Source organism: Bacillus sp. N12A5, from assembly GCF_026790125.1.
Taxonomy (GTDB): Bacteria; Bacillota; Bacilli; order Bacillales; family Bacillaceae; genus Bacillus.
In genome coordinates this window covers 271,014-281,186 of the sequence record NZ_JALAMR010000007.1, presented here as the reverse complement: position 1 = coordinate 281,186, position 10,173 = coordinate 271,014, and the positions used below count along the sequence as shown (strand labels likewise).

Annotated in this window: 13 protein-coding genes and 2 tRNA genes; 12 read left to right on the top strand and 3 right to left on the bottom strand. The window is 42.9% G+C overall.

Translation table 11 applies throughout. The features are described from left to right. Window positions 1-41: 41 nt before the first annotated feature. The 7 genes from MOC09_RS09375 to tsaD all read left to right on the top strand — a co-directional run bounded on the left by MOC09_RS09375 (window position 42) and on the right by tsaD (window position 4,071). A tRNA-Met gene (locus MOC09_RS09375) sits at window positions 42-118 on the top strand. A 61-nt stretch (window positions 119-179) separates the two neighbouring features. Beyond that, window positions 180-256 (top strand) — tRNA-Asp (locus MOC09_RS09370). A 178-nt stretch (window positions 257-434) separates the two neighbouring features. Then, window positions 435-1,412, top strand: coding sequence for a thiamine-phosphate kinase (gene thiL / locus MOC09_RS09365; RefSeq protein WP_268358690.1), 978 nt, complete (start codon window positions 435-437; stop codon window positions 1,410-1,412). A gap of 14 nt (window positions 1,413-1,426) precedes the next feature. After that, on the top strand, window positions 1,427-1,903 hold the full coding sequence (gene tsaE, locus MOC09_RS09360; RefSeq protein WP_268358688.1) for a tRNA (adenosine(37)-N6)-threonylcarbamoyltransferase complex ATPase subunit type 1 TsaE: 477 nt from the start codon (window positions 1,427-1,429) through the stop codon (window positions 1,901-1,903). Next, window positions 1,884-2,573 (top strand): tRNA (adenosine(37)-N6)-threonylcarbamoyltransferase complex dimerization subunit type 1 TsaB, encoded by a 690-nt coding sequence (tsaB, locus tag MOC09_RS09355; protein ID WP_268370332.1) that lies wholly within the window; start codon window positions 1,884-1,886, stop codon window positions 2,571-2,573. Before tsaE ends, tsaB begins: the two co-directional genes overlap by 20 nt. A 9-nt stretch (window positions 2,574-2,582) precedes the next feature. Then, window positions 2,583-3,038: a ribosomal protein S18-alanine N-acetyltransferase gene (gene rimI / locus MOC09_RS09350; protein ID WP_268358683.1), complete on the top strand. Its 456-nt coding sequence runs from the start codon at window positions 2,583-2,585 to the stop codon at window positions 3,036-3,038. Continuing rightward, the gene (tsaD, locus tag MOC09_RS09345; protein ID WP_268358681.1) at window positions 3,031-4,071 is read left to right on the top strand and encodes a tRNA (adenosine(37)-N6)-threonylcarbamoyltransferase complex transferase subunit TsaD; all 1,041 of its coding nucleotides are present in this window, start codon (window positions 3,031-3,033) and stop codon (window positions 4,069-4,071) included. The genes rimI and tsaD overlap by 8 nt, the downstream gene beginning before the upstream one ends. 226 nt (window positions 4,072-4,297) lie before the next feature. Here tsaD and MOC09_RS09340 read toward each other — a convergent pair whose 3' ends face one another. Beyond that, window positions 4,298-6,226, bottom strand: a complete 1,929-nt coding sequence (locus MOC09_RS09340; protein WP_268370330.1) for an ABC-F family ATP-binding cassette domain-containing protein — start codon at window positions 6,224-6,226, stop codon at window positions 4,298-4,300. Between the two features lie 125 nt (window positions 6,227-6,351). Between MOC09_RS09340 and moaC the strand changes: the two genes are divergently transcribed. From moaC to tatC, 4 genes are read left to right on the top strand one after another with little or no spacing between them, the layout of a single operon-like run. Then, window positions 6,352-6,864 (top strand): cyclic pyranopterin monophosphate synthase MoaC, encoded by a 513-nt coding sequence (gene moaC, locus MOC09_RS09335; protein WP_003243499.1) that lies wholly within the window; start codon window positions 6,352-6,354, stop codon window positions 6,862-6,864. Next, window positions 6,861-7,508 carry a redox-sensing transcriptional repressor Rex gene (locus MOC09_RS09330; protein ID WP_003234073.1) on the top strand — a complete coding sequence of 216 codons (648 nt, stop codon included), beginning with the start codon at window positions 6,861-6,863 and terminating at the stop codon, window positions 7,506-7,508. Before moaC ends, MOC09_RS09330 begins: the two co-directional genes overlap by 4 nt. A gap of 21 nt (window positions 7,509-7,529) precedes the next feature. Continuing rightward, on the top strand, window positions 7,530-7,703 hold the full coding sequence (gene tatAY, locus MOC09_RS09325) for a sec-independent protein translocase protein TatAY (protein ID WP_003234072.1): 174 nt from the start codon (window positions 7,530-7,532) through the stop codon (window positions 7,701-7,703). A 6-nt stretch (window positions 7,704-7,709) separates the two neighbouring features. Further along, a complete protein-coding gene (tatC, locus tag MOC09_RS09320) occupies window positions 7,710-8,474 on the top strand; it encodes a twin-arginine translocase subunit TatC (RefSeq protein WP_268358677.1) in 765 nt (254 codons plus the stop codon). Window positions 8,475-8,705: 231 nt separating this feature from the next. Here the strand turns inward: tatC and MOC09_RS09315 are convergent, their stop codons facing one another. After that, on the bottom strand, window positions 8,706-8,897 hold the full coding sequence (locus MOC09_RS09315) for a YdiK family protein (RefSeq protein WP_003225680.1): 192 nt from the start codon (window positions 8,895-8,897) through the stop codon (window positions 8,706-8,708). Beyond that, window positions 8,894-9,628: a CPBP family intramembrane glutamic endopeptidase gene (locus tag MOC09_RS09310; protein ID WP_071578129.1), complete on the bottom strand. Its 735-nt coding sequence runs from the start codon at window positions 9,626-9,628 to the stop codon at window positions 8,894-8,896. The genes MOC09_RS09315 and MOC09_RS09310 overlap by 4 nt, the downstream gene beginning before the upstream one ends. A 238-nt stretch (window positions 9,629-9,866) precedes the next feature. Here MOC09_RS09310 and groES point away from each other — a divergent pair, with 238 nt between their 5' ends. After that, window positions 9,867-10,151, top strand: a complete 285-nt coding sequence (gene groES / locus MOC09_RS09305) for a co-chaperone GroES (RefSeq protein WP_003155970.1) — start codon at window positions 9,867-9,869, stop codon at window positions 10,149-10,151. The last annotated feature ends 22 nt before the right edge of the window (window positions 10,152-10,173 follow it).

Here is a 10,173-nt window from a genome sequence, read left to right as displayed (position 1 = left end):
AGAGTAGGACGCCGCCAAGCTTTTATCTTAAATTATATCATCGCGGGGTGGAGCAGTTCGGTAGCTCGTCGGGCTCATAACCCGAAGGTCGCAGGTTCAAATCCTGCCCCCGCAACCAAATATATAAATGAAATAAGGAGTGCCCAAAGGGTGCAACCAAAATCATTTTATACAAATATGGTCCGGTAGTTCAGTTGGTTAGAATGCCTGCCTGTCACGCAGGAGGTCGCGGGTTCGAGTCCCGTCCGGACCGCCATTATTGTAAACGAAACGATCATGTTTTCGTTTTTTTTGTGTTTTCTTTTACTGTATTTTCTGCTTGGTGTCATAGCCAAGCTTTCTTTATATCGGCAGCATCTTGGATATTTCAGCAAAATTCGATACACTAGGAAGAGCAATATAGGCGTAAGTAGGTTGAAAGGAGGTTTTGGTTCATGGATGAATTTGATTTGATACATAGCATTACTCCGCGGACCATTCACCATTCTTCCGTTGATGTAGGAATAGGTGATGATGCAGCGCTCTACACTGCGAAACACGGCGTTCAGGAAATTGTTTGTGTTGATACTATGGTAGAAGACGTGCACTTCAAATTACACTATTCCTCACCTGAAGATATCGGGTATAAGGCGTTAGCCGTTAATATAAGTGATATTGCCGCGATGGGAGGCATTCCGAAATTTTATTTGGTATCAATTGCGGTACCTTCAAAATGGACGGCATCCGAAATCAAGGCGATGTATGAAGGAATGAATGAACTGGCGAAACTATATCAGATGGATCTAATTGGCGGTGATACAGTCTCTACCTCTGACAAATTAGTCGTGACAGTCACTGTAATCGGTGAAGTTGAAAAGGGACGTGCCTGTTTGCGCAGTCTGGCAAGACCGAATGATGTTGTGTTTGTAACCGGTGAAATCGGTTCATCTGCAGCAGGACTTTCTTTATTATTAGAGGAGACTCATCCTCAAAACTCTGCTATTGACACGGATTGCTTTATCAACAGGCATAAACGACCTCAGCCAAGAGTAAGTGTCGGCAGATTATGTTCGAATGTTCAGCGTGCAGCTTTAAATGATATCAGTGACGGCTTAGCTAGTGAACTGAATGAGATTGCTGAAGCCAGCTGTGTTTCAATTGAAATTGATGAAAGCATGCTACCAATTCATTCTGATTTACCTAGGCTTCATCCCAACTGGAAAGATTGGGCTTTGTTTGGCGGAGAGGATTTTGAGTTGACTGGGACGGTTTCACAGGAGGAGTGGGAAGTGTTGAAGCAGGAGTGTGAAATACGTCAACTGCCCATTACAAAGATTGGCCATGTCAGGGAAAAAACGGAATCAAACGTGATCCTAAAAACAGATCAAACATCAATGATTTTAGAGAAAAAAGGATATAATCATTTTAAATAAGACAGGTGACTCGTGTGAAGCAATTAAAGTGGAGAACTGTAAATCCTGAAGAAACAAAAGCGATTGCTAAGCTGACAGCATCGTTTGCTAAACCGGGAGACGTCCTGACATTAGAGGGCGATTTAGGTGCTGGAAAAACGACTTTTACAAAAGGTTTTGCGGAAGGACTTGGAATTACGCGTGTTGTTAACAGTCCGACTTTTACGATTATAAAAGAATATAACGATGGCGTGTTTCCTCTATATCATATGGATGTGTATAGAATGGAAGACGAAAGTGAAGATTTGGGACTTGATGAATATTTTCACGGACAAGGTGTCTGTCTCGTTGAATGGGCCCATTTAATTGAAGAACAGCTGCCGCAGGAGCGACTGCAAATTGTCATCAAAAGAGCTGGTGATGATGAGCGTGAAATCACCTTTACTGCTGTCGGGAACCGGTATGAAATGCTTTGTGAGGAGATAAGTAGACATGACAATATTAGCAATTGATACATCAAATTATACATTGGGCATTGCGCTGCTTCGAGGAGACACCGTCATAGCAGAATACGTTACATACTTGAAAAAAAACCATTCGGTAAGAGCGATGCCAGCTGTTCATTCATTGCTGAATGATTGTGATATGACACCGCAGGATCTTTCTAAAATTGTCGTTGCAAAAGGTCCTGGTTCATACACAGGAGTAAGAATAGGTGTGACGCTCGCTAAAACGCTTGCCTGGTCTTTACACATTCCGATTGCTGCTGTCTCAAGCCTTGAGGCACTTGCGGCAAATGGGCGGCATTTCGACGGTCTGATCAGCCCTATCTTTGATGCAAGACGGGGACAGGTGTATACAGGTCTTTATGAATACAAGAACGGGCTTTTGGAGCAAGTGGTTCATGATCAAAATGTGATGCTGGCAGAATGGCTGGACATGCTAAAAGAAAAGGATCGCCCTGTTTTGTTTTTAGGTCATGATACTTCTATTCACAGGCAGATGATAGAGGAAGAGCTTGGGACAAACGGAATTATTGGAGCTGCTGCTCAGAATAACCCGCGTCCTTCAGAATTGGCTTTTTTAGGCGCCGAAAAGGAAGTAGCTGATGTTCACGGGCTTGTCCCGGATTACTTGCGGCTGGCAGAAGCTGAAGCGAAATGGATTGAAAGTCAAAAGTAGGGTGATAGGATGAAAACAAAAGCAGCGGTCAGAAACATGCGGCTTGATGATATTGATCACGTATACGAAATTGAAACATCCTCCTTTACGTCTCCTTGGACGAAGGATTCGTTTTATCATGAGCTGCTGGAAAATCCGTATGCTCATTATCTCGTGATTGAAAAGGACGGCCATGTTGCTGGGTATTGCGGGATTTGGATCGTAATGGACGATGCCCAAATTACAAATATAGCGATAAAACCGGAGTATCGCGGCCAGTCTTTAGGAGAAACGCTTTTTCGCTCAGCGATTGAATTATGCAAAGAAAAAGACGCAAGGCGGCTTTCGCTTGAAGTAAGGGTTTCTAATCATCCTGCTCAAGGCTTATATAAAAAGTTCGGGATGCAGCCCGGCGGAATTAGAAAGAACTATTATACTGATAACGGGGAAGATGCGTTAATTATGTGGGTGACGATAAATGAGTGAGCAAAAAGCAATTTACATATTAGGGATTGAAACAAGCTGTGACGAGACAGCGGCAGCTATCGTAAAAAACGGGAAAGAAATCATTTCGAACGTAGTGGCCTCTCAAATTGAAAGCCATAAGCGCTTCGGAGGCGTTGTTCCGGAAATTGCTTCCAGACATCATGTTGAGCAAATCACTTTGGTTATAGAAGAGGCGTTTCGTAAAGCTGATATGACGTATAGTGATATTGACGCGATTGCAGTAACCGAAGGGCCGGGACTGGTGGGGGCACTTCTTATCGGAGTGAACGCTGCTAAAGCATTGAGCTTTGCGCATAATATTCCGTTAGTTGGCGTCCATCATATAGCCGGTCATATCTATGCGAATCGTTTGGTAGAAGAAATCGTGTTTCCGGCACTGGCATTGGTCGTTTCAGGAGGCCATACAGAATTGGTGTATATGAGGGAACATGGATCATTTGAAGTCATTGGGGAAACGCTTGATGATGCTGCAGGTGAGGCTTACGACAAAGTGGCGCGGACAATGGGACTGCCGTATCCGGGTGGACCGCAAATTGACAAGCTAGCTGAAAAAGGGAATGACAATATTCCGCTTCCTCGCGCATGGCTCGAAGAAGGCTCTTACAATTTCAGCTTCAGCGGGTTGAAGTCTGCGGTAATCAATACGCTTCATAATGCGTCTCAAAAAGGGCAAGAGATTGCTCCTGAAGATTTATCTGCAAGCTTTCAAAATAGCGTGATTGATGTCTTAGTGACCAAAACAGCGCGTGCGGCAAAGGAATATGGTGTTAAACAGGTCCTATTAGCCGGAGGAGTAGCTGCTAACAAAGGCCTCAGAGCTGCATTAGAAAAGGAATTTGCCCAGCATGAAGAGATTAAGCTTGTCATTCCTCCGTTAGCGTTATGTACTGATAATGCTGCGATGATCGCTGCTGCTGGCACAATTGCTTTTGAGAAGGGCATTCGCGGTGCCTATGATATGAACGGCCAGCCTGGCCTTGAATTGACTTCTTATCAAAGTCTCACGACATAATGGCGTGAGACTTTTTATCTGTTATTAACAGATAATTCACAATTTATCCACACATCTGTGAATAATTATGGAGACATAGATGGATAAAGGACTGAAGACACTGTTAGTAAAGTGGATAAATTCAGAATATTTTGTGGATAATGTGCATAAAGCGCTTACTTTGTTTGCTTGTAAGGTTATTTTCTGTGGATAAAAAGCACCTCTAAAAAAGAGGTGCTTGACTTTTTTAAGCTTCTTCTGTGGATAGTTCTTCCCATTCGGACAAAAGAGATTCCAGCTCCAGATTGAGTTTCTCGTTGTCTGCATGGATGGCTTGTACCTTTTCATGGTCTTGATAGACTTCAGGGTCACATAGCAATTCATCGTTGTGACTGATGTTTTCTTCAATGGTTTGAACAGCGGCTTCTATTTCTTCAATCCGCCGGAGTCGTTGGCGTTCTTTCTTTTTCCATTCTTTTTCTTCTTCATATGAACGTTTGGAGTCGGACTTTACCGCAGCTGGCGTTTTTTCAGTTTCCTCTTGCTGATTCATTTTCTCCAATTCCAACTGCTCTGCTTTTTTCTCGGTATAATAATCGTAATCTCCCAGATACTCCTCTATATGGTTTGGAGAAAGCTCCAATACTCTTGTGGCGATTCTGTTAATAAAATATCTGTCATGTGAGACAAATAACAGTGTGCCTGGATAATCAATCAGCGCGTTTTCGAGAACTTCCTTGCTGTCCAAGTCCAGATGGTTTGTCGGTTCATCAAGGATAAGAAAATTGGCTTTTTGAAGCATCAGCTTAGCAAGGGCCAATCTTGCTTTTTCGCCCCCGCTCAATGAATGGACGGGTTTCAGTACATCATCTCCGGAGAATAAGAAATTTCCGAGACAAGTTCTGATTTCTTTCTCAGGAAGACCGGGGTACTCATCCCACAGCTCATCAAGGACACGCTTAGAAGAAGTTAACTCAGCCTGCTCCTGGTCATAGTAGCCGACACTGACATTTGAGCCGTAAGAAATTGTTCCCTGATCTGGCTTTAGGGTGTCCATTAATGTTTTCAGCAATGTCGATTTACCGATTCCGTTAGGGCCGACAAGCGCAGCGCTTTCTCCTCTTGTGAGCATGAACGATACCTCTGTTAAAAGCGGCGGCTGGTTTTCATAGCTGATTGTGAGATCCTGAACGCGTAGGACCTCATTTCCGCTCTGTTTTGTAATATCAAAATGAAAGCTTGCGGATTTTTCATCGCCGAGCGGTTTTGACATGACTTCCATTCGTTCAAGCTGCTTTCGGCGGCTTTGCGCTCTTTTTGTGGTAGAGGCTCTCGCCAAATTTCGATCCACGAAGTCCTGAAGCTTTGCGATTTCATCCTGCTGCTTTTCATACATTTTCAGATCTTTTTCATACTGCGCGGCTTTTTGGTCGAGATAAGCGCTGTAGTTGCCGTGATACCTTTTGCTTTCGGCTCTGGAAACTTCGTATACTTGGTTCACCACTTTGTCCAAAAAGTAACGGTCATGCGATACGATGAGAATGGCGCCTGAATAGCCTTGCAAATAATGTTCTAGCCAGGTTAGCGTATCAATATCCAGATGGTTTGTCGGCTCATCGAGAATGAGCAAATCAGGCTGTGTTAATAGAAGCTTCCCCAGGGCCAGCCTTGTTTTCTGGCCTCCGCTGAGGCTTTGCACCTGTGTTGAATCGTCAAAATGGCTGAAGCCGAGGCCGTGAAGAACAGATCTGACATCCGCTTCATATTGGTAGCCTCCTTTATCCTTGAATTCCTGCTGAAGCCGGTCGTAGGTTTTCATGATGCTTTCCAATTCACCGGGATCAGCTGCCGCCATGTTTTCTTCCATAGCCCGCATCTCTTTTTCCATTGCTTTTAAGTGGTCAAAAACGGTCAGCAGCTCTTCTTTTATGGTAAGCTTAGAATCCAAGCCCGTATGCTGGGCAAGATATCCCATTGTAATATCTTTCGGTTTAATGATTTCGCCCTTTTCATACGAAAGCTGGCCTGCGATAATTTTAAGAAGCGTGGATTTTCCCGCGCCATTTCTTCCGACAATGGCGATGCGATCACGATTTCTGACTTCCAGCTTTATATTGTTTAAAATAGTATCAGCACCAAATGATTTGGACAGCTGATTAATTTGTAAGATCATCATATTATTTCACCTCTGCTATAATAAGTTAAGTGTAGCTTATGAACCAGAAGTCAGCAAACAATACATTGGCCATATAAGACATAGAGAAGAAAATAGTGTATGATCTGTTTAAGGAGCGTTTTAATATGAATGGATTTTCTCATTTTAATGAACAGGGCAGAGCCCAGATGGTGGATATTAGCGAAAAATCTTCGACTGTCCGTACTGCGGCGGCTGTTTCAAGCGTACACATGAAGAATGAGGTGTACGAGAAAATACAGAGTCACGATATCGGCAAAGGAGATGTACTGGCTGTCGCACAGGTGGCAGGCATTATGGCCGCAAAGCAAACGTCGAATATCATTCCGATGTGCCATCCGCTTTCATTGAGCGGGGTAGATATATCGTTTGACTGGAAAATAAAAGAAGCAGAAGTTATACTTCATATAAAAGCACAGGTCAAAACGAAAGGGAGTACAGGTGTGGAAATGGAAGCGCTCACTTCTGCATCGGTGTGCGCTCTTACCGTTTACGATATGTGCAAGGCCCTTGATAAGGGAATGGTCATCGGCCCTACTTTCTTGCTGGAGAAGACAGGCGGGAAAAACGGTGATTTCAAAAGAGAACTATCCGAGTATAATTTGGAGGACCAAAAATGAATAAGGATCAATCAAAAATTCCGCAGGCGACGGCAAAACGGCTGCCGCTTTACTATCGCTTTTTAAAGAATCTGCATGCGTCAGGAAAACAGCGTGTATCATCCGCTGAACTCAGTGATGCCGTAAAGGTTGATTCTGCCACGATTCGGAGGGATTTTTCCTATTTTGGAGCTCTTGGCAAAAAAGGATACGGATATAATGTGGATTATTTGCTGTCTTTTTTCCGAAAAACCCTTGATCAGGATGAGATGACAGACGTCATCTTGATCGGTGTCGGGAACTTGGGAACGGCATTTCTTCACTACAATTTCACAAAAAATAATAACACAAAAATTTCTATGGCTTTTGATATAAATGAGAGTAAAATAGGAACTGAGGTAGGCGGCGTGCCCGTCTATAACCTTGATGACCTTGAACAACACGTGAAAGATGAATCAGTTGCCATTCTTACAGTGCCAGCAGTTGCCGCTCAATCGATTACAGACAGATTGGTCGCGTTAGGAATCAAGGGCATTCTTAATTTTACGCCGGCCCGTTTGAATGTGCCGGAACACATTCGAATTCATCATATAGATTTAGCAGTTGAGCTTCAGTCACTGGTTTATTTCTTGAAGCATTATTCAGTTTTAGAGGAAATCGAATAGAGGGAAAGGAGGAGCCCACATATGCCGATCGGTCCTGGAAGCCTTGCTGTTATCGCAATCGTTGCTCTGATTATCTTCGGCCCTAAAAAGCTGCCTGAACTGGGGAAAGCTGCGGGAGACACACTTCGTGAATTCAAAAACGCTACTAAAGGATTAACGAGTGATGAAGAGGAAAAAAAGAAAGAAGATCAGTAAGTTAGGATGACTCGAATGAAAGTGAATCAAATGTCGCTGCTGGAGCATATTGCTGAGCTTCGAAAACGGTTGCTGATTGTAGCGCTGGCGTTTGTCGTTTTCTTTATCGCGGGATTCTTTTTAGCGAAGCCGATTATTGTGTATCTGCAAGAAACAGATGAAGCGAAGCAGCTTACGCTTAACGCGTTTAACCTGACAGACCCGCTTTATGTGTTTATGCAGTTTGCGTTTATCATCGGCATTGTCCTGACCTCGCCGGTTATTCTTTATCAGCTTTGGGCTTTTGTGAGCCCGGGCCTCTATGAGAAAGAGCGCAAAGTAACGCTCAGCTACATTCCGATCTCTATTTTGCTGTTTTTAGCGGGCTTATCTTTTTCATATTATATTTTATTTCCTTTTGTTGTTGATTTTATGAAGCGGATCTCTCAGGACTTGAATGTCAATCAGGTGATCGGAATTAATGAATATTTTCATTTTCTGCTGCAGCTGACGATTCCGTTTGGACTGCTGTTTCAAATGCCGGTCATCCTCATGTTTTTGACTAGGCTCGGAATTGTGACACCGATGTTCTTGGCGAAAATCAGAAAGTATGCGTATTTTACGCTCTTGGTGATCGCAGCCCTGATTACACCGCCTGAGCTTCTGTCCCATATGATGGTTACAGTCCCGCTTTTGATTTTATATGAAATCAGTATTCTGATATCGAAGGCCGCCTATCGGAAAGCGCAGAAAAGCAGTACAGCCGATCAGGATGTGTCTTCGGGGCAATAATAAAAAATCCATTTCTCTTGCGAGAAATGGATTCAGCGTATTGACAAACCCCTGCATTCGTTGTCAAGCCTGTGCGTTGGTGCTCACGAATGAAAACATTCGCTCCGCTCCAATGCTCGCCTTTCCTAGACTTCAAGGGTTTTCAATCACGCTGAAAATGACAAAATCCTAAAACGAAAGCCGTTTTAGGATTTAATTTGAATCCATTTCTCATTCAGAAATGGATTTTCTTTATTTTTGGTTCTTTTTGATTTTAAATGAAAAGGCGAACATCTTAAAAGAAATGCTGATGTTGTAAGCGGCGAACACCATCAGCAGGATGGAGTAAAACGACCACATGCTGCCTGGCGAGCTTGCGGCAAGATAAGTAAAGATGCATCCTACGGCAAAGTAGATCATTCCCCAAACTACCGGGTTTCTCATAAAAATAATCCTCCAATAATCAATTGCATTTGTGTGCTCTGCTGTTCAAGGTAATTCCGAACAGGCTCAAGCTGCATGATGACGACGAATGTATTCATCATTAAATGGGCGAAAATCGGCACCCATATCCGTTTTGTTCTCGCATATAAAAATGCAAAGGTAAAGCCCATCGCTGTATATAGAAGAAGATGCTTCAAATCAGCGTGAACAATACCGAAAATAACCGAGCTGATCAGTCCTGCGAAAAAGAAATTCGTTTTTTCGTACAGCGTCCCAAAAATGATTTTTCTGAAGATGATTTCTTCTAATATAGGCCCGACGATGGAAGAAACGATAATCATGAGCGGGACTGCCTGAATGACATCCAGAATCGCTTGTGTATTTTCTGATTCTCTTCCGATGCCAAAAACATAATATTCAATAGAGCCTGCTATTCCTTGAGAGAAAAGGGCAATGAAAAAACCGGCTATCGCCCAAAGGATAGAAAGTCCGATTGAGTCCTTCTGTCCGTTTCGCAGCGTTTCTTTCGGAACGGTTCTCAGAATCAGCAGAACAACAACGAGACAGGCGATAAAGCTGATGACGGACCATAATCCTTGTGCATGCAGCATATTTTCATTTGTAGGCTGTCCTCCGGCATAACCGAATTTAAATAACAAGGGAATCGCGATTAATGCGGAAAACTGCATGATGATATATGTCAAAATAATAAACCAATACTGTTTTCTCAAATGGTATGTACTCCTTTGTTAAGTGGGTTTCGTTCATCTACAGCTATTGTAACATAATCGGTACGGGGGTGAAAAAGCTAACGGAAAAGGGAGCGGAAAAGAATGATGTAAGCGTGAAAAATTTTTTATCTTATCACTTGAAATTGGAAGGGAGATTCTTTATTATAAGAATTGTGTTAGCACTCTTTAGTGCTGAGTGCTAAAATTACATATTCATACTATTGAGGAGGTTATTACATTGTTAAAGCCATTAGGTGATCGCGTTGTCATTGAACTCGTAGAATCTGAAGAAAAAACTGCCAGCGGAATTGTGTTGCCGGATTCTGCAAAAGAAAAACCGCAAGAAGGCAAAATCGTGGCAGCTGGTTCAGGTCGCGTGTTAGAAAGCGGAGAGCGCGTTGCTTTAGAAGTAAAAGAGGGCGACCGCATTATCTTCTCAAAATACGCAGGTACTGAAGTGAAATACGAAGGTACTGAATACTTAATCTTACGTGAAAGCGACATTTTAGCTGTTATCGGCTAATTCTTAAATAAACAATATTTAA

Excerpts from the sequence above, each read along its gene's own strand:
- thiL (WP_268358690.1), top strand. The coding sequence starts at position 435 with ATGGATGAATTTGATTTGATACATAGCATTACTCCGCGGACCATTCAC.
- tsaB (WP_268370332.1), top strand. The coding sequence starts at position 1,884 with ATGACAATATTAGCAATTGATACATCAAATTATACATTGGGCATTGCG.
- rimI (WP_268358683.1), top strand. The coding sequence starts at position 2,583 with ATGAAAACAAAAGCAGCGGTCAGAAACATGCGGCTTGATGATATTGAT.
- MOC09_RS09340 (WP_268370330.1), bottom strand. The coding sequence starts at position 6,226 with ATGATGATCTTACAAATTAATCAGCTGTCCAAATCATTTGGTGCTGAT.
- tatAY (WP_003234072.1), top strand. The coding sequence starts at position 7,530 with ATGCCGATCGGTCCTGGAAGCCTTGCTGTTATCGCAATCGTTGCTCTG.
- moaC (WP_003243499.1), top strand. The coding sequence starts at position 6,352 with ATGAATGGATTTTCTCATTTTAATGAACAGGGCAGAGCCCAGATGGTG.
- MOC09_RS09330 (WP_003234073.1), top strand. The coding sequence starts at position 6,861 with ATGAATAAGGATCAATCAAAAATTCCGCAGGCGACGGCAAAACGGCTG.
- tsaD (WP_268358681.1), top strand. The coding sequence starts at position 3,031 with ATGAGTGAGCAAAAAGCAATTTACATATTAGGGATTGAAACAAGCTGT.
- MOC09_RS09315 (WP_003225680.1), bottom strand. The coding sequence starts at position 8,897 with ATGAGAAACCCGGTAGTTTGGGGAATGATCTACTTTGCCGTAGGATGC.
- tatC (WP_268358677.1), top strand. The coding sequence starts at position 7,710 with ATGACTCGAATGAAAGTGAATCAAATGTCGCTGCTGGAGCATATTGCT.